The sequence below is a fragment of the Pantoea sp. SJZ147 genome, from assembly GCF_007828605.1.
GTDB classification, from domain to species: Bacteria; Pseudomonadota; Gammaproteobacteria; order Enterobacterales; family Enterobacteriaceae; genus Pantoea; species Pantoea allii.
Genome location: NZ_VIVB01000011.1, coordinates 1 through 23,369 on the forward strand (window position 1 = coordinate 1; position 23,369 = coordinate 23,369).

The window sequence follows — 23,369 nt, forward strand, 5'->3', positions numbered from 1 at the left end:
GCAGCACCGGTGATCATGTTTTTCACATAGTCGGCGTGGCCTGGGCAGTCAACGTGCGCATAGTGGCGAGACGGGGTTTCATACTCAACGTGTGCAGTGTTGATGGTGATACCACGTGCTTTTTCTTCCGGGGTGCTGTCGATCTGGTCGAACGCACGCGCCTGGCCACCGTTGGTTTTAGCCAGAACGGTAGTGATAGCTGCAGTCAGGGTGGTTTTACCGTGGTCGACGTGACCGATGGTTCCCACGTTTACGTGCAGTTTGTTACGTTGAAATTGCTCTTTCGCCATGGCGATATTCCTTACGTTATGCCTTCATCACTTTGGATGAAGGCATCAGTTCAAATTTAAACCGTAGCTTATTTGCTACGAGCTTCAATAACGGCCTGCGCAACGTTGTTCGGCGCGTCGTCATACTTCAGGAACTCCATGGAGTACGAAGCACGACCTTTGGTCAGAGAGCGCAGCTGAGTTGCATATCCGAACATTTCAGACAGCGGGACTTCAGCGTGGATCTGAACGCCAGTAGCGTTAGATTCTTGCCCTTTGAGCATACCACGACGACGGCTAAGGTCACCGATTACGTCACCGGTGTTCTCTTCTGGGGTCTCGACTTCAACCTTCATGATAGGCTCAAGCAGAACTGGCTGCGCTTTCTTAAAGCCATCTTTAAAGGCAATAGACGCGGCTAGTTTAAACGCCAGCTCAGAGGAGTCAACGTCATGGTAAGAACCGAAGTGCAGACGAACACCCAGATCCACAACCGGATAACCGGCCAGTGGGCCTGACTTCAGCTGCTCCTGGATACCTTTATCAACCGCAGGGATGAATTCGCCAGGAATTACACCACCTTTGATATCGTTGACAAATTCGTAACCTTTCGGGTTCGAACCTGGCTCCAGTGGGTACATGTCGATAACAACATGACCGTACTGACCACGACCACCAGACTGCTTGGCGTGCTTACCTTCAATACCGGTAACTTTAGAGCGAATCGCTTCACGATAAGCAACCTGTGGTTTACCCACGTTTGCTTCAACGTTGAATTCACGCTTCATACGGTCAACGATGATGTCGAGGTGCAGCTCACCCATACCGGCGATGATGGTCTGGTTGGTTTCTTCATCAGTCCATACGCGGAATGATGGATCTTCCTTCGCCAGACGACCCAGAGCCAGACCCATTTTTTCCTGGTCAGCTTTGGTTTTCGGCTCAACGGCGATAGAGATTACCGGCTCAGGGAATTCCATGCGCTCAAGAATGATGACGTTGTCTGGATCACACAGCGTGTCACCCGTGGTTACGTCTTTCAAGCCGATCGCTGCTGCGATGTCGCCCGCACGAACTTCTTTGATCTCTTCACGTTTGTTGGCGTGCATCTGAACAATACGGCCCAGACGCTCACGGTTTGACTTAACCGGGTTGAACACGGTGTCGCCAGTGTTAACCACACCCGAGTAAACGCGGAAGAAGGTCAGGTTACCAACAAACGGATCGGTAGCGATTTTGAACGCCAGTGCAGCAAACGGCTCTTTGTCGTCTGAGTGACGCTCAGCCGGCGTGTCTTTACCGTCGTCCAGCATACCGTTAATCGCGGTAACGTCAGTCGGTGCTGGCAGGTATTCAACAACCGCATCCAGCATCGCCTGAACACCTTTGTTCTTAAATGCAGAACCACAGGTAACCAGGATGATTTCGTTCTTCAGAACGCGTTTGCGCAGAGATGTTTTGATCTCTTCTTCTGTCAGTTCTTCACCGCCGAAGAATTTCTCCATCAGCTCATCAGAACCTTCAGCTGCAGCTTCAACAAGCTTCGCACGCCATTCTTCAGCCAGTTCCTGCATATTAGCTGGGATATCTTCGTATACGAAGGTAACGCCCTGATCGGCATCGTTCCAGTTGATAGCTTTCATTTTCACCAGGTCAACAACACCGGTAAAGCCGTCTTCTGCGCCGATGGCCAGCTGAAGTGGAACTGGGTTTGCACCCAAGCGCGCTTTCATCTGATCAACAACTTTCAGGAAGTTAGCACCCATGCGGTCCATTTTGTTAACGAACGCAATGCGTGGAACTTTATATTTGTTCGCCTGGCGCCATACGGTTTCAGACTGTGGCTGAACACCACCAACCGCACAGTAAACCATGACTGCACCATCAAGCACACGCATAGAACGCTCAACTTCGATGGTGAAGTCAACGTGTCCCGGGGTGTCGATGATGTTTACGTGGTGTGGTTCAAACTGCTTAGCCATACCAGACCAGAAACAGGTGGTCGCAGCAGACGTGATGGTAATACCACGTTCCTGCTCCTGCTCCATCCAGTCCATGGTTGCTGCGCCGTCATGGACTTCACCGATTTTGTGGTTTACACCGGTGTAGAACAGAACACGTTCGGTAGTTGTAGTCTTACCGGCGTCGATGTGGGCACTGATACCAATGTTACGGTAGCGCTCAATGGGTGTTTTACGAGCCATTTGATTCCTCTGATTCTTAGACGTTCTAAGTTAAAAAAGCCCAGCAGGTGAGTCACTGGGACGCCCGCTGGGTTAATAACAACTACGAAGCTGTTACCAGCGGTAGTGTGCGAACGCCTTGTTGGCTTCTGCCATGCGGTGAACGTCTTCACGTTTCTTAACTGCAGTACCTTTGTTTTCTGCAGCATCAGAAAGTTCGTTCGCCAGGCGGAGAGCCATAGATTTATCACCGCGTTTACGAGCAGCTTCTACGATCCAACGCATTGCCAGGGCATTACGACGAACCGGACGGACTTCAACTGGAACCTGGTAGGTAGACCCACCAACGCGACGTGACTTAACTTCGACAGTCGGACGCACGTTCTCGAGAGCAACCTCGAACGCTTCCAGGCCATCTTTACCAGCGCGTTGAGCCAGGGTCTCAAGCGCGGTGTAGACGATAGTTTCGGCAGTAGACTTTTTACCATCTACCATCAGGATGTTTACAAATTTAGCCAGCAGCTCTGATCCGAACTTAGGATCCGGCAGAATTTTACGCTGACCAATGACGCGACGACGTGGCATGGAAATACTCCGTTGTTAATTCAGGATTGTCCAAAACTCTACGAGTTTAGTTTGACATTTAAGTTAAAACGTTTGGCCTTACTTAACGGAGAACCATTAAGCCTTTGGCTTCTTCACGCCGTACTTGGAGCGTGACTGCTTACGGTCTTTAACACCTGAGCAGTCCAGCGCGCCACGGACGGTGTGGTAACGCACACCTGGCAAGTCTTTAACACGACCGCCACGGATCAGGATCACGGAGTGTTCCTGCAGGTTATGACCTTCACCGCCGATGTAGGAGGTAACTTCAAAACCGTTAGTCAAACGCACACGGCAAACTTTACGCAGTGCTGAGTTTGGTTTTTTAGGAGTGGTAGTGTACACACGAGTACAAACACCACGTTTCTGCGGGCAAGCTTCCAGCGCCGGCACGTTGCTCTTTGCAACTTTGCGGACGCGTGGTTTGCGAACCAGCTGGTTAACTGTTGCCATTAAATAGCTCCTGGGATTTAGCTTTTTGCTTCGTAAACACGTAATAAATCACCTCGTAGAATTACGAGGAGGCAGAATTTTAGGGCTGTGTCAAAAGGGTGTCAAGAAATAACCAGGGGGTCAGCGAATTACCAGGCCATTTGTTGTCGATGTTTTACCGTTAACGCAACGAAAAAAGTATAGTCTACTGGCTGCACAATGGGAGAAATTTGCTCACTCAGCCCGCGTGCGCTCAGATCGTCTTGCAGCGCCCAGAGTTTTACACCGCAGGCGCTCAGTTTTTCCAGCGCCCTACTGCCCTGGATCGCTGCCAGTACGCCGTCCTGCAATAATAACAGGTCGTCGTCCGGGCTCAACAGTAAGGACAGCGTATCAATGTCGCTGTAAGCCGGCGAATGAAATAAAGTATGCAGCATGACTCGCTCTTAAAAAGTCAGGATTCGGTCAAAGCCAGCCAGTTTTTGACGCAGTAACGGCGCATCTAAAATCTCAGCATCCAAAATACGCGGAGCACTTTCCGCTAAACCGCGAACCCGCAACGCGTCCCGACACAGGTAACATTGCTCGATATCATACAGCGCCAGCACACCAAAGGTCGCGGCATAATGACGACTGTGAATATTTTCTGGCTGTTGCCCGCTGTTGAGCTGGAGTACACCGTCACCAATAAAAAACAGGCCGATGTCATCGCTTAATGCACCGGTCGCCAACGCAGCATCCAGCCCTTCACGACCTGCACTGGTGCCATGCGGCGCATGGGTAAAGACAAACGCAACACGATTCATCAGAACTGCACCATGCGTTCGCACCGCAGTGCCGCTTCAGCCAGCGCACCTAAGCCGGCCAGCGTGAAGCCGGGTTGCAGATTAGCGCCGGGCAATGCCAGCCTTGACGCTTCCTGTTGATCGGTCACGCCGCGCCGTAATGCTGCTGCGACACAGATATTCAGCGCGACGCCCTGTGCCTGGCTCAGTGACTGCCACGCCCGGACCAGATCAAACTCATCACTGGCCGGTGCCGTCAGCTGATTCGCATTCAGCACGCCTTCCCGGTAAAAAAACACACTGTCCAGTTGATGGCCGGCTGCCAGCAACGCGTTGGCAAACAGCAGAGCGCTGGTCGCCTGTTGCGTGCCATAGGCGGGGCCCGTGACCAACAGCGCGTAACGCATTAGCGATCCTGCCCCTGGAAATCACCGTTTTTAAACTGACGGATGTAGAGATACACGGTGTGCTTGGAAATATTTAAGCGGTCTGCAACCTGGTTGATGGCATCTTTGATGTCGAAAATACCTTTCTCATACAGGTTTAATACGATCTGACGGTTCTTGGCATTATTCGACACATTGCGATCGGCGCTCACTTCTTCAATAGTAAATTCCAGCGTTTGCATGACCAGGTCGTCTACCGAACTGGCAAAGTTAACGTTGGAGTCAACCTGCTGCATTTCAGGCGGCAGAAATGTCGACATAATCTGTGAAAACGGCACATCAAGGTTCATGTTGATACACAACAACCCAATAACCCGCTGCTGACGATTGCGAATCGCGATTGTCACTGACTTCATCAACACACCGCTTTTCGCACGGGTAAAGTAAGCGCGGGAAACATTGCTGTCTGCGCCCTGCATATCATGCAGCATGCGCAACGCTAAGTCCGTAATGGGCGATCCGACTTTACGACCAGTGTGCTCACCGTTAGCAATACGCACAGCCGAACAGTTCAAATCCTCCAGTGAGTGCAGGACGATTTCACAATGCGAGCCGATCAGCATGGCAAGGCCATCTACGACAGCCTCATACGACTTTAAAATATCGTAATCAGTTTGCTCGAACGGATGCTGCTCCAGAAGATCGAAGTCGCTCAGTTCACCGGGATTGAATGGATTAGACATTGAAGACATCACCCTACATGGCTGGAGCCTGTCACAGCGGCTTACGGGCAGACTCAATATTGGGATAATTATGCAGGCGATAGTCTGGCAAATGTCGCGGGCTTATGCCAGAGGTTTGTCATAACGCGCAGAAACCGCCACCCGAAGGTGGCGGCAGACAGATTACTGGGATTTCTTCGCGTCAGCAGCAGGTGCCTGCGTTTTTTCATCTGCTTTTGGTGCAGGTTTGATATCAAGCAGTTCAACATCAAAGACCAGGGTAGAGTTCGCTGGAATACCCGGAACGCCGTTCTTACCATAGGCAAGATTCGGTGGGATAACCAGTTTGATCTTACCGCCTTTCTTAACGTGCTTCAGGCCTTCGGTCCAGCCTGGGATCACGCCATCAAGACGGAATGACAGTGGCTCACCGCGGGTGTAAGAGTTATCGAACTCCGTACCGTCGATCAGCGTACCTTTGTAGTTTACGACCACGGTATCGCTGTCTTTCGGCGCATCACCGGTGCCTTCTTTCTCTACTTTGTACAGCAGACCGCTGTCGGTTTTCTTCACGCCGCTCTCTTTGGCAAACTTAGCGCTGTAAGCTTCACCTTTCTCGGCATTTTCTTTCGCATCTTTTTCCATCTTGGCTGAAGCCGCGCCTTTCACACGCACTTCAAACGCCTGCAGTGTTTGCTCGATCTCTTCGTCAGACAGTTTGCTCTTGCCACCAAACGCATCCTGAACACCGGCAATCAGCTGCTGTTTGTCCAGTTTGATGCCCAGCTTCTCTTGTTCTTTCAGAGAGTTGTCCATATAACGGCCCAGTGACGCACCCAAAGCATACGCAGATTGCTGATCTTCATTTTTGAAGGCTGCATTTTTTGGAGCCTGAGGAGCAGTCTGAGGCGCATCGGCTGCTGCCGGTGCCGCTGCAGTTTCTGCAGCCATTGCCAGCGGAGCATTCAGCGCGACGGCCATGGTGGTAGCTAACAATGTGACTTTGAACAGTGATTTCATCCTTTCTCCAAAACCGAAGCCTGACACCTCGGGAATCATTGCGGACTGCGGGCCCACACTATAACTTTACGTGGCAGTGGCGAACACTCCCACAGCGTAATTATCTGGTCTACTTCCGACCTTTTTTGCGTCAGGAAGTTTCACCAGAGATGATGCCATCTGGGCCTTTTTCAAGCTAAACGCTAAATAAAACATAAAAAATAGGGCAATTCTGCAACGTCAGCCTTTAGAATTATGCGCTGAGTAGCACCTTAACAGGAGAACAGGTCATGCAACAGTCAGAGTGGGAACAACGTATTGAAACGCTTGAAAGCAAACTGGCTTTTCAGGAGATGACTATCGATCAACTGAACAATACCGTGGTCCAGCATGAACTTGAAATGAGTAAGATGCGCGAACATATGCGTCTGTTGCTTGAGAAGTTTAAAGCCAGCGCGCCATCGATGATTGCCGATCCGTCAGAAGAAACCCCACCGCCGCATTACTGATACAGGCCTGGGTCCCCGGACATCTGGCGCGATCCGAAAGACGCAAAAAAGTAAGGCCACCCGGAGGTGGCCTTGAAATGCAGAGTCGAACTTAGTGGCTGCAACCACAACCGCCAGTACCGCAACCACCCTGACCGTGGTCATGGTCGTGGTCATGGTCGTGATCGTGGTGATGGCCATCAGCACCGTGAACGTGGCCATGAGCCAGCTCTTCCGGTGTGGCTTCACGAATCGCAACCACCTCAACATTGAAATTCAGGTTCTGACCCGCCAGCATGTGGTTACCGTCAACCACAACATGCTCGTCTTCAACTTCGGTGATTTCAACCGGCACTGGACCCTGGTCGGTTTCCGCCAGAAAACGCATGCCAACCTGTAATTCGTCAACGCCCATAAAGACGTCTTTAGGTACGCGCTGTACCAGGTTGTCATCGTACTGACCGTAAGCGTCGTTTGCCGGGATATGCACGTCAAACTTATCGCCCGCTACGTGGTTTTCCAGCGCGTTTTCCAGACCAGAAATCAGGGAACCATGACCGTGCAGATAGTCTAACGGTGCACTCACCGGTGACTCGTCAACCAACACACCGTCTTCTGTACGTACCTGATAGGCCAGGCTTACCACCAGGTCTTTTGCTACTTTCATGATATCTCCTAACCGTTGAGAACTAAGATCCCGTCTCATTGGTCTATTCTTGCGTGCAATAACACCAACCAGAAAGGTTCGGGGCTGAGTACAAGAGGCTGTCTTTTTCTCTTGCGACCACAGCGTTAATGGCGTCAATTGTAACGGAATTCAATCCCGCTGTGTGGTTAAGCTTAAAAAAAGCTGGGCCATTTCGCTACTCTGGATGGAAAATTCCTATCACTTGCTCATTGCCACGAACCTGATCGCGCGCCTGTTTATCCGCTTCGCGCATTTGATGGCCGCACTTCACACACTCAACGACATCGACATTGTTTTCGCGCCACATAGCCAGCGTGTCTTTTTCCTGGCAGTGCGGACAAACCGCACCGGCAATAAAACGTTTACGCATGATGCTCTACCTGCCTCTTCTGATTACTCATCGTCGTCCCAGTCATGGATCTGACGCCTTTCGTGCTGCATTTCGCGCTGAAAAATATCTTCAAGTTCACGCCGAGCTTCACGTACCCGAGAAATCTGTGCCTTGTCAGATTGGGCGGGCACTAGTTCCCGCAACATACGCATATCCAGCCGACGGAAGTGCTGCTGCGCACGGTGCGCCTGATGCGGATGCATCCCCAGCGACATCAATGTCTTGCGGCCCAGCTCCAGCGCACTGGAGAAGGTTTCACGCGAGAACTGCGTGACGCCTGCCTGCAGCAGTTCATGGGCTTCTACGCGGCCGCGAGCCCGCGCCATGATATGCAGATGCGGAAAATGCTGCTGGCAGAGATGCACAATCGTCATGGCATCTTCAGGATTGCTACAGGTAATTACGATGGATTGCGCGCTGGCCGCACCCGCTGCACGTAGCAGCTCCAGCTCGGTGGCATCACCATAATAAACCTTGTAGCCATATTTTCGCATCAGGCTCACTGCGCTGATATCCCGCTCCAGTACCGTGATACGTTTATTGTTCGCCATCAGTAAACGACCAACGACCTGACCAAAACGACCAAAGCCCACCACGATGACCTGGGGCTGATCGTCCTCGACGAACGGCTTTTCGGCATCTTCGTCAATTTCATTAAAACGACGCGCTAACAGCCGATCGATGACCTGCATCAGAAGTGGCGTGGTCATCATGGACAGGGTTACGGTAACCAGCAGGAGCGGCAGTTGATCGCCCGAAAACAGTTTGGCCGATGAGGCCGCAGAAAACAGCACAAAGGCAAACTCTCCGCCCTGGCTCAGTACACCGGCAAACTGCTGGCGCTCCGAGCTGCGCAAACCATAAATCCGTCCCAGCACATACAAGACCAGGATCTTCACCGCCACCAGCACCAGTACGCCCAGCAAGATCGCGATAATATGGGTATAGAGCACGCCAAGATTCAGCGCCATGCCTACCGAAATAAAAAACAGCCCCAGCAGTAAACCTTTAAACGGCTCGATCGCCACTTCCAGCTCGTGCCGGTATTCACTTTCCGCCAACAGGATACCGGCGATAAACGTCCCTAACGCCATGGATAAGCCCAGCGCATCCATAAACAGCGCCGAACCCAGCACCAACAACAATGAAGCCGCGGTAAACACCTCGCGTACGCCCGAGGCCGCGATATAGCGAAAAATGGGGCGCAGCAAATAGCGGCCCCCAATTAACATGCCGGCAAAGGCCAGCACCTTCATGCCCACTTTCATCCAGTCGATGCTGCCGCTGTCATTTCCTGCCAACAGTGGAATCAACGCCAGAGCCGGTATCACCGCCAGGTCCTGAAACAGCAGCACCGAAAAACCTAACTGCCCGGATTCGCTGCGATTCATGCCTTTATCGCGCATCAGCTGGAGCGCCATTGCCGTGGATGACATTGCCAGGCCAATACCGCCAATGACCGCGGCTCGCCAGTCAAACTTCGTCAGCCACAGCAGCGTGCCCAGAATCGCCGCTGAAAAAATGACCTGCGCCGCGCCAATACCAAAAATGGACCGGCGCAGCGCCCACAGCTTTGCCGGATTAAGTTCCAGCCCGATGATGAACATCAGGAACACGACGCCCAGCTCGGAAAAGTGCAGGATCTCGTCAACGTCGCTAATAAAACCCAGTCCCCAGGGTCCGATAGCAATACCGGCCAGCAAATATCCCAAAACTGCGCCAATACCGAGGCGCGCCGCTACCGGTACGATCAGTACCGCCGCGACCAGATAGATCACTCCCGCGGTCAGCAGCGTTTGTCCTTCCATTTATAACCCTCCATTCGGCAGCGGTGCTGCCAGCCAGTCGCTGTATGCGCGGGCATAATTTTTCAGTAAATCGGGGGGCTGGCGGCGGGCCCAGTAGATAATCATCGGCGGCATCCAGTGCATACGGCACATCTGCGCCGTCAGCTCAAAGGGGCGCAAAATGTCATTCATGGAATAACGGTTAAGCCCGTGCTTCTGGAACGCCGTTTCTGGCTCTCCTGTGGTCACAATGCTGCGCCAGTATTTTCCTTCCAGCGCATTACCATCTACGCCGTTGGCAAACCCCCGCGACAGTACGCGATCCAGCCACTCTTTTAACAGCGCCGGACAGCTATAGGTATAGAGCGGATGTTGAAAAATAATCACATCATGCTCACGCAGCAGCTGCTGCTCGTGGTAGACATCGATAAAAAAATCCGGGTAGGCAGCATAGAGATCGTGAACGGTGACATGTTCTGTTTTCTCAGCCGCCTCCAGCAAAATGCGATTTGCTTTCGAATCCTGTGCTTCAGGATGAGCAAATAGCAGCAAAATCTTAGGTGGCTGCGACATCCTTTCCCTCCAAAGCGTCGTCATTGGTGCAGATTTCCGCTACCATGCACAACGCAACAAGAACCCAATTATGTTGCAGGTAAATTAACATATTCTGACGATACGGCGCTTATGATTGTCTTCTCTGCCCTACAAATTCGCCGCGGTATTCGCGTCCTGCTCGATAACGCGACCGCTACCATCAATCCCGGCCAAAAAGTCGGGCTGGTGGGTAAAAACGGCTGTGGAAAATCCACGCTGCTGTCGTTGCTGAAAGGCGAGATCAGCAGCGATGCTGGCTCCTTCACCTTTCCCGGCAACTGGTCACTCGCCTGGGTTAATCAGGAAACCCCTGCCCTGAGCCAGGCCGCCCTTGACTATGTCATCGATGGCGATCGCGAGTACCGCCAGCTTGAAGCGGAACTGGCAGAGGCGAACATCAGCAATGACGGAAATGCCATCGCCCTGTTGCACGCTAAGCTCGACACCATTCAGGCATGGACGATTCAGTCACGTGCCTCAAGCTTGTTGCACGGGCTGGGATTTAGTCAGGAACAGCTTCAGCGTCCGGTGAGTGATTTTTCTGGCGGCTGGCGCATGCGACTTAACCTGGCGCAGGCGTTGCTGTGTCGTTCAGACCTGCTGTTGCTGGATGAACCGACTAACCACCTCGATCTGGATGCGGTTATCTGGCTGGAGCGCTGGCTGAAAAGCTATGAAGGCACGCTGATTCTAATCTCGCACGATCGCGACTTCCATGATCCTGTGGTGGATAAAATTATCCACATCGAGCAGCAAACGATGATCGAGTACACCGGCAACTACAGCTCCTTCGAACGCCAGCGCGTAGCCAAGCTGGCACAGCAGCAGGCGTTATATCATAGCCAGCAGGAAAAAGTGGCTCACCTGCAAAAATATATTGATCGCTTCCGCGCTCAGGCGACCAAAGCGAAGCAGGCCCAAAGCCGCATTAAGATGCTGGAGCGCATGGAGCTGATTGCGCCTGCGCACGTCGATAATCCCTTTAGTTTCAGCTTCCGCGCACCGGAAAGTCTGCCTAATCCGCTGCTGAAAATGGAAAAAGTGACCGCAGGCTATGGCGATCGCATTATTCTTGATGCCATTAAGCTTAACCTGGTGCCCGGCTCACGTATTGGCTTGCTGGGCCGCAACGGTGCCGGTAAATCCACGCTGATCAAGCTGTTGGCTGGCGAGCTTAGCGCGAAGGCGGGCGAGATTGGCCTGGCAAAAGGCATTAAGCTGGGTTACTTCGCCCAGCATCAGCTCGAATTCCTGCGTGCCGACGAATCGCCTTTACAGCACCTTTCCCGTATCGCACCGAAAGTGTTAGAGCAGCAGCTACGTGATTACCTTGGCGGCTTTGGCTTTCAGGGCGATAAAGTCACGGAGATCACCGAACGGTTCTCCGGTGGAGAAAAGGCACGCCTGGTGCTGGCGCTCATCGTCTGGCAGCGCCCTAACCTGCTGTTGCTGGATGAACCCACCAACCATCTGGATCTGGATATGCGTCAGGCATTAACCGAGGCGCTCATCGATTTCGAAGGGGCGTTAGTGGTGGTCTCGCACGATCGCCATCTGTTACGCGCCACAACGGACGATCTCTATCTGGTTCACGATGGCAGCGTCGATGTATTCCCCGGCGATCTGGAAGATTATCAGCAGTGGCTGAGCGATCTGCAAAAACAGCAGACGCAGCAGGACGCGGCACCTAAGCAGGACAATGGCAACAGCGCCCAGGCCCGTAAGGATCAGAAGCGCCGTGAGGCGGAGCTACGGACGCAAACCCAGCCGCTGCGCAAAGAGATAGAGAAATTAGAAAAGCAGATGGCGAAATGGCAAAGCCAGCTCGCCGACGCCGAAGCACTCCTCTCGGACAGCGCCATCTACGAACAACAGCGTAAGGCCGATCTCACTGCCGCGCTACAGAAGCAGGCCGAGAGTAAATCGGCGCTGGAAGAGGTGGAGATGGCCTGGCTGGAGGCGCAGGAGCAACTGGAAACGATGCTCACCGCCTGATCCAGGCGGCTGCGCGGGGACGTCTTCATCTCATCTGAATTTACACCGCCGTACCGGCTCAGCGTCCGGTACGGTTTAATAGGGTTTATCGCCCAGCACCGTTGCCCGTTGCATCACCCGCCGTGTTGGATAATAGTCCGCATTCGCATAGTGCTGTGTAACCCGGTTGTCCCATATGGCCAAATCGTTTGGCTGCCAGCGCCAGCGCACCTGAAACTCCGGTTTCGTCACGTGGGCAAACAAGAAGCCCAATAGCGCCTCGCTCTCTTTCTGACGGATATCCATGATTCGGGTAGTAAATCCCTCATTCACAAACAGGGCTTTTTTGCCGCTGACGGGATGCGTACGGATCACCGGATGGTACACCGGTGGGTTTTTCGCGACGGCCTGTTGCCAGCGCTGATGCTCCTCTGGCGTGTTGCGGTGCTTGTATTCGGGAAAGGATTTTGTAAAGTCATGTTCAGCCTGCAGTTCAGCCAGTAAGGTTTTAAAAGGCGCAGACAGCGCCTCATACGCCGCGATGCCGCTGGTCCACAGCGTGTCACCGCCACACTCCGGCAGCACTTTGGACGCAAGCAACGCCACGGCTGGCGGCGTTTGAATAAAGGTCACATCGGTGTGCCAGTTATCATTATCTGGCGGATTATCCTGATGCGTATCCAGAACAATGATCTCTTCAACGCCTTCCGCATGCGGATAAACCGGGTGGATATGAAGATCGCCAAAGCGAATCGCCAGCGCACGATGCTGTTCGGGCGTAATAACCTGCTCACGCAGGAACAGGACCTGGTGGCGCAGCAGCGCATGATAGAGCTGTTCAAACTGCGCATCACTGAGCGGACGGGATACATCAAGGTTGCCAACCTGGGCACCAATAAAAGGCCCGAGTGGCTTAATCTCTAACTTTTCGTTCATTTTTGCTCTCCATTCCAGGGCGTCAGGCGGCGCTGCAGCGCACGCAGACTCAGCTCTAAACTAAACGCAACCACGGCAATGACCGCGATCCCCGCCAGCACCACATCTGTCGCCAGAAACTCACCCGCCGACTGCACCATAAAACCTAAACCCCGGGTGGCCGCGATAAGCTCGGCGGCCACCAGCGTTGACCATCCCACACCAAGGCCAATTCGTAATCCCGTCAGTATCTCTGGCAAGGCGCCGGGTAAAATGACCCAACGTAGCTGCTGCCAGCGGTTCGCTCCCAGCGATGCCGCCGCGCGCAGACGCACCTGCTGCGCATTGCGCACGCCAGCGACCGTCGACAGCACCACCGGGGCGAATATCGCCAGAAAAATCAACAATATTTTCGATGTCTCACCAATACCGAACCAGATGACCATCAGGGGCAAATACGCCAGCGGCGGCACGGGCCGGTATAGCTCAATCAACGGGTCGATCAGCGCACGCACCACCGGGCTGATGCCCATGGCAATCCCCACCGGGATGCCGATCGCCGCTGCCGCAGTTAAGGCGATCAGCATACGTGTCAGGCTGGCGGACAAATGCTGCCACAGCGTGGCGTCCATAAAGCCTTGTGGACCGGCAACCAACAGCAGCTTTCGCACCACCTGCTGTGGCGAAGGTAAAAACAGTGGTGCAATCAGCCCCAGCGCGGTCACACTCCACCAGATGAACAGCAGCAGGAGCAGGCTTAGCGCGCTCAACGTAAACGGGGTGGAAAAAGGCCAGCGCAGGCGACGCTGGCGCACGGTTGTCGGCTCATCATTGACCAGCGCACTCATACAAATGCCTCCCGCTGTTCAAATACCCGACTCAGTACATATTCCCGCTGAGCAATAAAATCAGGATCGGATTTGATGCTGCGGCAGGGTTCGCCCTCCACAAAACGCTGACCGAAATTAAGCGTCAGTTTTTCCTGTACCCGGCCCGGCGACGGAGAGAGCAGCACCAGCTCGCTGGCCAAAAAGATGGCTTCTTCAATGTCATGGGTGATAAGCAGAATCTGCTTACCGCTGTTACGCCACAGCGTTAATAGCAGCGTTTGCATTTGCTCGCGGGTGAACGCGTCAAGCGCGCCGAAAGGCTCATCCAGCAGCAATAACTGTGGATCGGCCGCCAGCGCCCGGGCGATACCAACGCGCTGACGCTGACCACCGGATAGCTGCCAGATCTGCCGTTTTTCCGCGCCTTCCAGCCCAACGCTTTTGATAAAGCGCCGCGCAATCACCTCACGCGGCTGGCGCGCCATGCCGGCGAGCTGTAAACCGAAAGCCACATTATCCAGTACGTTACGCCACGGCAGCAGGCCTTCACTTTGAAACACCACGCCACGCTCTGCGCCCGGCCCGAGAACAGGCTTTTCGTCCAGGGAAATCGCGCCGGATTCGACCGGTAAAAACCCGGCAATCAGGTTAAGTAAGGTGGTTTTGCCACAGCCTGACGGCCCCAGAACCACCATCAGCGCTTTTTTATCAAGCTGCAGCGTGATGTCCTGTAACACAGGCTGACCGGCATAACTCGCGTTCAGGTGAGCGATACGTAACATGCTGTTCTCCTCAGGGTTTAACCAGGGGCGCAACAAAACGGCTGGTCACATAACTGCTGTAATCATTGCCCGCCTGCGGCACTTTGCCCTGCGCTTTCAAAAACTGCGCCGTATCCACAATGGCTTGATTAACAGGCTGTTCCAACTGCGTAACCTGTTGCGCGGCGGTGAGGTAGGTATTGCCCTTAACCAGCGCCGGAACCTGCTGTTCTGGCACGCCGCTTAAACGCGCGAGTTTGCGCAGATTGTCGGGCTGTTTAAGCCACTGCTCGGGATTGTCGAGATAGGCTTTCTGCGCCTCAAGGGCGCTGCGGGCAAAGGCGGTAACGATATCAGGATGTTGCTGAGCGAAGTCTTTGCGCACGACCCAGACATCCAGCGTGGGCGATCCCCAGCGGCCAACCTGTGAAGAGTCCGTTAAGACGTGGCCGTCATTTTCCAGCGCATTCACTGCGGGCGCCCAAACGTACGCACCGTCAATGTCGCCGCGTTGCCAGGCTGCCACAATGGCGGGCGGCTGTAGATTCACCAGTTGAACCTGGGAAGGCTTGATGCCCCAGTGTTTTAAGGCGGAGAGCAAGCTGTAGTGCGTGGTGGAAATGAACGGGACGGCGATGCGTTTACCTATCAGGTCCTGAGGACTGGCGAGGTTTTTTTTGACCACCAGCGCCTCTGAATTCCCTAACTGTGAGGCCAGTAAAAAAGCTTCGACAGGCAGCTGTTGCGTCGCCGCCACGGCTAACGGACTGGACCCAATATTGCCGATCTGGACATCACCCGAGGCCAGTGCCCGCAGTACGCCCGCGCCGCTGTCGAATTTGCGCCACGCAACCGTCGCACCGCTCTCTTTGGCAAAGGTGTTATCTGCCTGCGCCACTTTGGCCGGTTCCGCCGAGGTTTGATAAGCCACCGTCACGTTGACCGCGCAGGCCTGAAAGGCCAGCAGTGACAGCACAGAAGCCAGAATCGTTAATCGCCCTTTCAACATGATTTTTTCCCATCACTTTTATGATGTGGGCAGTGTTGCTGGCGGGATTAATTTCACAAAGGAATTAAAAGTTATCCCTAATAGAAAGAAATTCTTAGATCATCATCTGCAATAGATTGCCGTTATATGCAAATTAAAATTCAGACAAAAAGCCATAAATTTGTCAGGCGCTCACATGCAGGTTGTGCTATTGATATGCGCTATTATTTGCTCCCTGGTGAGGTCTGCGAGTTCGATGTCGATCGACAAAGTTGCCCTGTTAGCTGGCGTGTCTAAGGCCACGGTATCCCGCGTGCTTAACGCTCACCCAGGTGTGAAGGCGGATACGCGTCAGAAAGTGCTGGATGCCATTTCCACAAGCGGCTATCAACCCAACCTGTTAGCCCGTCAACTGCGTACCTCGCAAAGCCATATGTTGCTGGTACTGATTTCAGATATCACCAATCCCTTTTGCGCCCGGGTGGTGCAAGGCATTGAAGCGGAAGCAGAAATGCACGGCTACCACATCCTGCTGTGTAATTCTGCCTCACAGTTTAAACGTGAGGCTGCTTACCTGACGCTGTTAACGGGCAAAGTGGTTGATGGCGTCATTACGATGGACGCGGCGGCCGGCCTGCAAAGCCTTATTGATATCATCGGCGATTCGCCCTGGATTCAGTGCTGTGAGTTTGATCCACAGATTGCGGCCTCCTCGGTCTCCATTGATCATCTTGAAGCCGCCCGTGACACCATACATTACCTTGCCGCCAGGGGCCGCAAGCGCATCGCGCTGGTGAATGGCGACCTGCGTTATCTGTATTCCCAGTATCGTGAGCAGGGCTATCGCCAGGCCATCGAACAGTCGGATTTGGGCTGGGCAGAGGTGGTGTATACCGAAGGCATTTCCTGTGAGGAAGGCAGCCGGGCGTTACAGGAGATGTTGCGCCTGCCAGAACGACCGGACGCCGTCTTTGCCGTTTCCGATGTGCTGGCAGTTGGCGTGGTCCATGCGGCGCTGGAAGCTGGCTTGCGCGTACCGGACGATCTCGCCGTGGTCGGTTTTGACGGTATCCCGTTTACCAGTAGCCTGAATCCGCCGTTGACCACCATAGAGCAACCGATGTATCAGCTGGGTGCACGCAGCGTACAGTTGCTCCTGAAGAAAATTCGCCAGCCGCACGCGCCGGTTGTCAGGGAAGTGTTACCCTGGAAACGCCTGGAGCGTGCGTCCAGTTAGGATCAGTGCCAGATCAGCAGTACGCATGCCGCCGTTAACAGCCCCATGCTGAGGTTAAATATTTTCCACGCGCGCGGACTGCGTAAAATGCGGCCGATCATGGCGCCAAAGCCCATCCAGATAATGCCCGCCACCAGATTGACCATAAACATCCCCCCGCTGATTAACAGTACAGAGTGATGATAACCGGCACCGGCCAGGCTAAAGCTCGCTATCGCCCCCAGGGCCATTAACCAGGCTTTGGGATTGATCAGCTGCAACAATCCTCCCTGCCAGAAAGGCATGGGCGCGACCGGCACCGCATCAGTCTCGAGCTTTTCATAGGCAGCGGTGGCAATTTTCCATGCCAGCCACAGCAAATAGAGGCTACCGGCCACTTTCAGAATCAGGTGCAATGAGGGATAGAGCAGAATCAATCCCCCTACGCCAAACGCCACCATGAGGAGCATCAGCTGCATACCAATCATGATGCCAACCATCAACGGAATGGTGCGAATAAAACCAAAGTTGGCACCTGAGGCGGTGAGTAACATATTATTAGGTCCGGGTGTTATCGCCGCGACCCAGAGAAACCCTAACAGTGATAAAAAAAGACTGAGTTCCATTTAACCGGGTTCTCCCTCCATTATGTAAAAACTTATCGAAGCTAACAGTGTGATATGGAACAGACAAGCCTTTACAACATGAAATTTTCGGGCCCGGATGGCGCGGCGTTTATCCCTGTGCGCGGCCTGGCGAATCCTCATCTGCAAACCCTGCTGCCGCGCCTCATCCGCCGCACGATAAGAGTCACGCCTCACTGGCAACGGCTTGATTTACCCGATGGTGATTTTGTCGACCTGGCCTGGAGTGAAGATCCGCAGTTTGCACAGCATAAACCGCGCGTGGTGTTGTTTCATGGTCTGGAAGGCAGTTTCCACAGTCCTTATATCCACGGCCTGATGCAGGTCTGCAAACAACGTGGCTGGCTGGCCGTAGTGATGCACTTTCGCGGCTGCAGCGGCGAACCGAATCGTCTGAACCGGATTTATCACTCAGGAGAAACCGAGGATGCACGCTTTTTCCTGAACTGGCTGACGACGCGCTGGGGCCGCGTTCCGACCGCCGCGGTGGGGTTCTCACTGGGCGGGAACATGCTGGGTTGCCTGCTGGGGCAACAGGGCAATGATGCCGTCATTGATGCCGGCGTTATTGTTTCTGCGCCGCTGCTGCTTGAGCCCTGCAGCGCCCGACTGGAACGTGGTTTTTCCCAGGTTTATCAGCGTTACCTGCTGAGCCAGCTTAAAAAGAATGCTCAGCGCAAACTGCACGCATGGCCTGACACTTTACCGATTGATCTTAAACAGCTCAGCGCCCTGCGCCGCCTGCGAGACTTCGACGACGCGATCACCGCCCGCGCACATGGCTTTGCCGATGCCACGGATTATTATCGCCGCGCCAGCGCCATGCCGCTGCTTCGCTCGGTGGCAAAACCGTTGCTGATCATCCATGCGAAAGACGACCCGTTTATGAGTGATGAGGTGATCCCGCAGAATGACCAATTATCTGCCACTATTACCTATCAGCTGACGCGCCATGGCGGTCATGTTGGCTTTGTTGGTGGCACCTTGCGCCAGCCTCAGTTGTGGCTGGAACAGCGCGTGCCACAGTGGATTTCCCCTTATCTGGATAGCTAACCCTGTGATGATTCCCTGGCAACAGGTTTCCCCCGAAACCCTCGAAAATTTAATTGAAGCCTTTGTCCTGCGCGAAGGCACCGACTACGGTGAACAGGAGCTCAGCCTGACGGAAAAAGTCGCCGATGTGCGACGTCAGCTGCAGCAAGGTGAGGTGGTTCTGGTCTGGTCTGAGCTTCACGAATCGGTAAACATCATGCGCAAAAGCGAGTTTCGCGGCTGATGCACAGAATGAAAAATCGTGCTAACAATGCTCATCGCCCGACTTCACAGGGAGTTTTACTATGTCTGCACGCCATCCGATCATTGCGGTAACGGGTTCCAGTGGCGCGGGAACCACCACCACCAGCCTGGCATTCCGTAAAATTTTTCAGCAACTCAATTTGCACGCTGCCGAGCTGGAAGGTGACAGCTTTCACCGTTTTACCCGGCCAGAAATGGATATGGCGATTCGTAAAGCACGCGATCTGGGTCGCCACATCAGCTATTTTGGCCCGGAAGCGAATGACTTTGGCCTGCTGGAACAAACCTTTGTTGAATACGGTGAGCACGGCAAAGGCCAGTCACGGAAATACCTGCACACCTACGACGAAGCCGTGCCCTGGAATCAGGTGCCGGGCACCTTTACGCCGTGGCAGCCGCTGCCCCCGGATACGGACGTGCTTTTTTATGAAGGACTGCACGGCGGGGTGATGACGGCTCAGCATAACGTCGCTGAAAAGGTGGATTTACTGGTCGGCGTGGTGCCGATTGTCAACCTGGAGTGGATTCAGAAGCTGGTCCGCGATACCGGTGAACGCGGCCATTCCCGTGAGGCCGTCATGGATTCGGTTGTGCGCTCAATGGAAGATTACATCAACTTCATAACGCCACAATTCTCACGCACCCATATCAACTTTCAGCGCGTCCCTACCGTGGATACCTCCAACCCGTTTGCGGCCCGCACCATTCCTTCGCTGGATGAGAGTTTTGTCGTCATTCACTTTCAGTGTCTGGAAGATATTGATTTCCCTTATCTGCTGGCCATGCTGCAGGGATCGTTCATTTCCAATATCAATACGCTGGTGGTACCGGGCGGAAAAATGGGGCTGGCGATGGAGTTGATTATGGCGCCGTTGGTGAAACGGCTCATGGAAGGCAAAAGCATTGAATAAAATCAGAGGCCGCGCGGGCCTCTGAGAGATCACAGCTCGATAACCTCGTAGCTGTGGGTGATCGCGACCCCTTTGCCTAACATAATGGCAACCGAGCAATATTTTTCCGCCGACAGGTCGACCGCACGCGCCACGGCTTTATCTGAAAGTGCTTTTCCACTCACGATAAAATGCAGGTTGATACGGGTAAAGATGCGAGGGGCTTCTTCCCGACGCTCTGATTCGAGTTTTACTTCGCAATCAGCCACATCGTTGCGGCCTTTTTGCAAAATTGAAACCACATCAATTGCGCTGCATCCACCGGCCGCCATCAGCACCATTTCCATAGGACTGGGCGCTTTATCACCGGAATTACCATCCATTAAGACCTGATGGCCGGATGATGATTCGCCGAGGAATGTTAACCCTTCAACCCATTTGACTCTTGCCTGCATAATTTCGCCCCCAGAATACCCTGTTTTTGCGCCAGAGTACGCTTTTGCCTGGTAAACAGCAATCCAGAGAAATCAGCCTCATTGCTGAAGCGAGACAACACAAGACAGTCGGCGAAAGCTGTGCTACAAACAGTGCTGAAAAATATTTTTTCGTCATCCGAAGATGAAGCCGGGAAGAATTATGCGCTCTGCGCCGAATGCAGCCCGAATAATTTCCTGAATGGAAACACGCTTAACGCTTTCATCGCCTGGCAGGGAAACAGAGCCCTGTATTTTGGGCACGATTACAATAGAGGATAATAGCGAATGGTTCTCGGCAAACCGCAAACAGACCCTACACTTGAATGGTTCCTGTCCCATTGCCATATTCACAAGTATCCATCCAAAAGTACGCTGATTCATCAAGGTGAAAAAGCCGAAACGCTTTACTACATCGTGAAAGGTTCCGTCGCGGTACTGATTAAGGATGAAGAAGGCAAGGAGATGATTCTTTCTTACCTGAATCAAGGCGATTTTATTGGTGAGCTTGGCCTGTTTGAAGAAGGTCAGGAACGCAGCGCCTGGGTACGTGCGAAAACGGCGTGCGAAGTAGCAGAAATTTCCTACAAGAAATTCCGTCAGCTCATCCAGGTTAACCCGGATATTCTGATGCGTCTTTCTTCACAGATGGCGCGCCGTCTCCAGGTGACGTCAGAAAAAGTGGGAAATCTCGCGTTCCTGGATGTCACCGGACGCATTGCACAGACGTTGCTTAACCTGGCTAAACAGCCTGACGCCATGACGCATCCTGACGGCATGCAAATTAAAATTACTCGTCAGGAAATTGGCCAAATCGTTGGTTGTTCACGTGAAACCGTGGGCCGTATCTTGAAGATGCTGGAAGATCAGAATCTGATCTCCGCACACGGCAAAACCATCGTTGTTTACGGCACCCGCTAAGCCTTATTATTCACGGCGTGATGGCAACATTATGCCGTGAATATCTTGTGTTGAGCCCATGTGGCGAAGAATAATTTATCACCCCGAAGTTAACTATGCGCTGCGCCAGACTCTGGTGTTGTGCCTTCCGGTCGCGCTCGGCTGGCTGTTTGGCGATCTGCAAAAAGGGTTGCTGTTCTCATTAGTTCCCGCCTGCTGCAATATTGCTGGCCTGGATACACCGCACAAACGTTTCTTTAAGCGCCTGATTATTGGCGGCAGCCTGTTTGCCTTTGGCAGTTTGCTGATGCAGTGGCTACTGCTCAAAGACGTCCCTCTGCCGTTGATTCTGTTTGCGATGCCGTTACTCCTTGGCGTCACCGGTGAAATCAGCCCGCTGCACGCCCGACTGCTGCCCGGTACGCTCATTGCCGCGATTTTTACCATCAGCCTGATTGGCCGTATGCCCATTTACGTGCCTCCGCTGCTCTATATCGGCGGTACACTCTGGTACGGATTATTCAACTGGTTTTGGTTCTGGCTGTGGAAAGAGCAGCCGATGCGTGAAAGCCTGAGTTTAATCTACCGTGAGCTGGCAAATTACTGTGACGCAAAGTACAGCTTGCTGACGCAGCTTACCGATCCTGAAAAAGCCCTGCCGCCCCTGCTGGTGCGTCAGCAAAAAGCGGTCGACCTGATTAACACCTGCTACCAACAGATGCATATGTTGTCCGCAAGCCGCGATCACAGCCATAAACGTCTGACCCGGGCATTTCAGGTGGCGCTGGATTTACAGGAACATATCTCCGTCAGCCTGCATCAGCCGGAAGAAGTCCAGAAGCTGGTGGAACAAAGCCATGCGGAAGCCGTTATCCGCTGGAATGCCAGGACGATTTCAGCCCGACTGCGCGAGCTGGCCGACGATATTCTGTATCACCAACTCTCCAGCCGTTTTGATATGGACAAGCAGCTGGGTGCGCTGGAAAAAATCGCCCGCCAGCATCCGGACAATCCGGTGGGTAACTTCTGCCTCTATCATTTCAGCCGCATCGCCCGGGTACTTCGTACCCAAAAGCCGCTTTATCAACGTGACCTGATGGCCGATCGCCAGCGTCGTTTGCCGCTGCTGCCCGCGCTGCGAAGCTATCTGTCGTTGCGTTCTTCCGCGCTGCGCACCGCCGGTCGTTTTGCCGTCATGCTGATGCTGGGCAGCGCCCTGGCGGTGTTTTTCTCCATTCCAAAGCCCTACTGGATTTTGATGACAATCATGTTTGTCAGCCAGAGCAACTACAGTGCAACCCGGGTTCGTATCCAGCACCGGGCCCTGGGCACCTTTGCCGGGTTGGTCATTGCGGCAGCCTCGCTGCGCCTGGATGTGCCAGAACCGCTGGTGTTGAGCATCATGCTGGCCATTACCTTTATCAGCTATCGCTTTACCCGACAGTTTTACGGCTGGTCGATGGTAGGATTTACGGTCACGGCCGTTTATACGCTGCAACTGCTCTCCCTTAACGGGGCACAGTTTTTATTGCCCCGCCTGCTGGATACGCTGATGGGTTGCCTGATCGCCTTTGGTGGCATGTTATGGCTGTGGCCGCAGTGGCAGAGCGCGTTGTTGCGTCAGAATGCGCATGATGCACTGGAGGCCTGTCAGGACGCACTGCGGATGTTACTCGGCCCGGAGCAGTCTCCAGATAAGCTGGCTTACCAGCGGATTAAGGTCAACCAGGCCCATAACGCGGTGTTTAATTCCCTGAATCAGGCGATGCAGGAGCCGGGATTTAACTCACGCTACCTGCAGGATATGCGCTTATGGGTCACGCACTGCCAGTTTATTGTTGAACACATCAATGCCATGACGATTCTGGCGCGCGAACACACCATGCTGCCGCCCACGCTGGCTGAGCACTATCTGCAATGGTGCGAGATTGCGCTGCAACGTTGCCAGCAACGACTGGAATATGATGGGGAAAGTTCGCAGACGGATCTGCTGCAGGGCGTTGAAGATATTAACGAGGGGCCCGTCACGGTGCTGGAGCAGCACGTCCGGCGCATTCTTGATCATCTGAAAGTGATGCACACGATCTCATCTTTGGCCTGGAACCAGCGGCCTCATCATGGCCGCTGGCTGATGCGCAGTCTGCGCCGGAAATAA

27 protein-coding genes are annotated in these 23,369 nt (G+C 53.6%); 8 read left to right on the forward strand and 19 right to left on the reverse strand.

Going from position 1 to position 23,369, the window contains the following annotated elements; translation table 11 throughout:
- The 9 genes from FBY13_RS16045 to fkpA form a co-directional block, all read right to left on the reverse strand.
- Positions 1-290: GTP-binding protein (locus FBY13_RS16045; RefSeq protein ID WP_255474498.1), on the reverse strand; the 290-nt coding region annotated here is incomplete at its 3' end.
- 68 nt (positions 291-358) lie between these two features.
- Positions 359-2,473 (reverse strand): elongation factor G, encoded by a 2,115-nt coding sequence (fusA, locus tag FBY13_RS16050; protein WP_063877470.1) that lies wholly within the window; start codon positions 2,471-2,473, stop codon positions 359-361.
- A gap of 93 nt (positions 2,474-2,566) precedes the next feature.
- Positions 2,567-3,037, reverse strand: a complete 471-nt coding sequence (gene rpsG, locus FBY13_RS16055) for a 30S ribosomal protein S7 (protein ID WP_063877471.1) — start codon at positions 3,035-3,037, stop codon at positions 2,567-2,569.
- A gap of 96 nt (positions 3,038-3,133) precedes the next feature.
- The gene (rpsL, locus tag FBY13_RS16060) at positions 3,134-3,508 is read right to left on the reverse strand and encodes a 30S ribosomal protein S12 (protein WP_006120575.1); all 375 of its coding nucleotides are present in this window, start codon (positions 3,506-3,508) and stop codon (positions 3,134-3,136) included.
- A 128-nt stretch (positions 3,509-3,636) separates the two neighbouring features.
- A complete protein-coding gene (gene tusB, locus FBY13_RS16065; RefSeq protein WP_063877472.1) occupies positions 3,637-3,924 on the reverse strand; it encodes a sulfurtransferase complex subunit TusB in 288 nt (95 codons plus the stop codon).
- A gap of 9 nt (positions 3,925-3,933) precedes the next feature.
- Complete coding sequence (gene tusC, locus FBY13_RS16070; protein ID WP_145394599.1) at positions 3,934-4,293, reverse strand: sulfurtransferase complex subunit TusC; 360 nt, start codon at positions 4,291-4,293, stop codon at positions 3,934-3,936.
- Positions 4,293-4,679: a sulfurtransferase complex subunit TusD gene (gene tusD, locus FBY13_RS16075; protein ID WP_096011084.1), complete on the reverse strand. Its 387-nt coding sequence runs from the start codon at positions 4,677-4,679 to the stop codon at positions 4,293-4,295. Before tusD ends, tusC begins: the two co-directional genes overlap by 1 nt.
- Complete coding sequence (locus tag FBY13_RS16080; RefSeq protein WP_063877475.1) at positions 4,679-5,401, reverse strand: transcriptional regulator; 723 nt, start codon at positions 5,399-5,401, stop codon at positions 4,679-4,681. The genes tusD and FBY13_RS16080 overlap by 1 nt, the downstream gene beginning before the upstream one ends.
- Positions 5,402-5,563: 162 nt before the next feature.
- Entirely contained in the window at positions 5,564-6,400 is an 837-nt protein-coding gene (gene fkpA / locus FBY13_RS16085; RefSeq protein WP_024471368.1) for an FKBP-type peptidyl-prolyl cis-trans isomerase, read from the reverse strand.
- A 269-nt stretch (positions 6,401-6,669) separates the two neighbouring features.
- Between fkpA and FBY13_RS16090 the strand changes: the two genes are divergently transcribed.
- Positions 6,670-6,888 carry a protein SlyX gene (locus FBY13_RS16090; protein ID WP_013027478.1) on the forward strand — a complete coding sequence of 73 codons (219 nt, stop codon included), beginning with the start codon at positions 6,670-6,672 and terminating at the stop codon, positions 6,886-6,888.
- A gap of 91 nt (positions 6,889-6,979) precedes the next feature.
- Here FBY13_RS16090 and slyD read toward each other — a convergent pair whose 3' ends face one another.
- From slyD to kefG, 4 genes are all read right to left on the reverse strand, one after another.
- Positions 6,980-7,534: a peptidylprolyl isomerase gene (slyD, locus tag FBY13_RS16095; protein WP_145394600.1), complete on the reverse strand. Its 555-nt coding sequence runs from the start codon at positions 7,532-7,534 to the stop codon at positions 6,980-6,982.
- Between the two features lie 196 nt (positions 7,535-7,730).
- A complete protein-coding gene (locus FBY13_RS16100; RefSeq protein WP_063877477.1) occupies positions 7,731-7,925 on the reverse strand; it encodes a YheV family putative zinc ribbon protein in 195 nt (64 codons plus the stop codon).
- Positions 7,926-7,948: 23 nt separating this feature from the next.
- Positions 7,949-9,754, reverse strand: coding sequence for a glutathione-regulated potassium-efflux system protein KefB (gene kefB / locus FBY13_RS16105; protein WP_063877478.1), 1,806 nt, complete (start codon positions 9,752-9,754; stop codon positions 7,949-7,951).
- The gene (gene kefG / locus FBY13_RS16110) at positions 9,755-10,306 is read right to left on the reverse strand and encodes a glutathione-regulated potassium-efflux system ancillary protein KefG (protein WP_145394601.1); all 552 of its coding nucleotides are present in this window, start codon (positions 10,304-10,306) and stop codon (positions 9,755-9,757) included.
- Between the two features lie 111 nt (positions 10,307-10,417).
- Between kefG and FBY13_RS16115 the strand changes: the two genes are divergently transcribed.
- Positions 10,418-12,322, forward strand: a complete 1,905-nt coding sequence (locus FBY13_RS16115; RefSeq protein WP_145394602.1) for an ABC transporter ATP-binding protein — start codon at positions 10,418-10,420, stop codon at positions 12,320-12,322.
- Between the two features lie 75 nt (positions 12,323-12,397).
- Here FBY13_RS16115 and tauD read toward each other — a convergent pair whose 3' ends face one another.
- Genes tauD through tauA form a run of 4 tightly spaced genes read right to left on the reverse strand, consistent with a single transcriptional unit; the run spans position 12,398 to position 15,816 of the window.
- Positions 12,398-13,237 (reverse strand): taurine dioxygenase, encoded by an 840-nt coding sequence (gene tauD / locus FBY13_RS16120; RefSeq protein WP_063877481.1) that lies wholly within the window; start codon positions 13,235-13,237, stop codon positions 12,398-12,400.
- Positions 13,234-14,064 (reverse strand): taurine ABC transporter permease TauC, encoded by an 831-nt coding sequence (tauC, locus tag FBY13_RS16125; protein WP_145394603.1) that lies wholly within the window; start codon positions 14,062-14,064, stop codon positions 13,234-13,236. Before tauC ends, tauD begins: the two co-directional genes overlap by 4 nt.
- Positions 14,061-14,828 carry a taurine ABC transporter ATP-binding subunit gene (tauB, locus tag FBY13_RS16130; protein ID WP_109717791.1) on the reverse strand — a complete coding sequence of 256 codons (768 nt, stop codon included), beginning with the start codon at positions 14,826-14,828 and terminating at the stop codon, positions 14,061-14,063. The genes tauC and tauB overlap by 4 nt, the downstream gene beginning before the upstream one ends.
- A 10-nt stretch (positions 14,829-14,838) precedes the next feature.
- Positions 14,839-15,816 (reverse strand): taurine ABC transporter substrate-binding protein, encoded by a 978-nt coding sequence (tauA, locus tag FBY13_RS16135; RefSeq protein WP_096011077.1) that lies wholly within the window; start codon positions 15,814-15,816, stop codon positions 14,839-14,841.
- A gap of 235 nt (positions 15,817-16,051) precedes the next feature.
- Between tauA and FBY13_RS16140 the strand changes: the two genes are divergently transcribed.
- The gene (locus FBY13_RS16140) at positions 16,052-17,032 is read left to right on the forward strand and encodes a LacI family DNA-binding transcriptional regulator (RefSeq protein WP_096011076.1); all 981 of its coding nucleotides are present in this window, start codon (positions 16,052-16,054) and stop codon (positions 17,030-17,032) included.
- A gap of 2 nt (positions 17,033-17,034) precedes the next feature.
- Here the strand turns inward: FBY13_RS16140 and FBY13_RS16145 are convergent, their stop codons facing one another.
- Positions 17,035-17,637 carry a LysE family translocator gene (locus FBY13_RS16145; RefSeq protein WP_063877486.1) on the reverse strand — a complete coding sequence of 201 codons (603 nt, stop codon included), beginning with the start codon at positions 17,635-17,637 and terminating at the stop codon, positions 17,035-17,037.
- A gap of 54 nt (positions 17,638-17,691) precedes the next feature.
- Here FBY13_RS16145 and FBY13_RS16150 point away from each other — a divergent pair, with 54 nt between their 5' ends.
- The 3 genes from FBY13_RS16150 to FBY13_RS16160 all read left to right on the forward strand — a co-directional run bounded on the left by FBY13_RS16150 (position 17,692) and on the right by FBY13_RS16160 (position 19,862).
- On the forward strand, positions 17,692-18,708 hold the full coding sequence (locus FBY13_RS16150; protein WP_063877487.1) for a hydrolase: 1,017 nt from the start codon (positions 17,692-17,694) through the stop codon (positions 18,706-18,708).
- 4 nt (positions 18,709-18,712) lie between these two features.
- A complete protein-coding gene (locus FBY13_RS16155) occupies positions 18,713-18,931 on the forward strand; it encodes a YheU family protein (RefSeq protein ID WP_063877488.1) in 219 nt (72 codons plus the stop codon).
- Between the two features lie 61 nt (positions 18,932-18,992).
- A complete protein-coding gene (locus tag FBY13_RS16160) occupies positions 18,993-19,862 on the forward strand; it encodes a phosphoribulokinase (protein WP_145394604.1) in 870 nt (289 codons plus the stop codon).
- Positions 19,863-19,891: 29 nt separating this feature from the next.
- Here FBY13_RS16160 and FBY13_RS16165 read toward each other — a convergent pair whose 3' ends face one another.
- On the reverse strand, positions 19,892-20,296 hold the full coding sequence (locus FBY13_RS16165; RefSeq protein WP_063877490.1) for an OsmC family protein: 405 nt from the start codon (positions 20,294-20,296) through the stop codon (positions 19,892-19,894).
- Between the two features lie 306 nt (positions 20,297-20,602).
- Here FBY13_RS16165 and crp point away from each other — a divergent pair, with 306 nt between their 5' ends.
- Positions 20,603-21,235, forward strand: a complete 633-nt coding sequence (gene crp, locus FBY13_RS16170; RefSeq protein ID WP_000242758.1) for a cAMP-activated global transcriptional regulator CRP — start codon at positions 20,603-20,605, stop codon at positions 21,233-21,235.
- A gap of 58 nt (positions 21,236-21,293) precedes the next feature.
- Positions 21,294-23,369, forward strand: coding sequence for a YccS/YhfK family putative transporter (locus FBY13_RS16175; protein WP_063877491.1), 2,076 nt, complete (start codon positions 21,294-21,296; stop codon positions 23,367-23,369).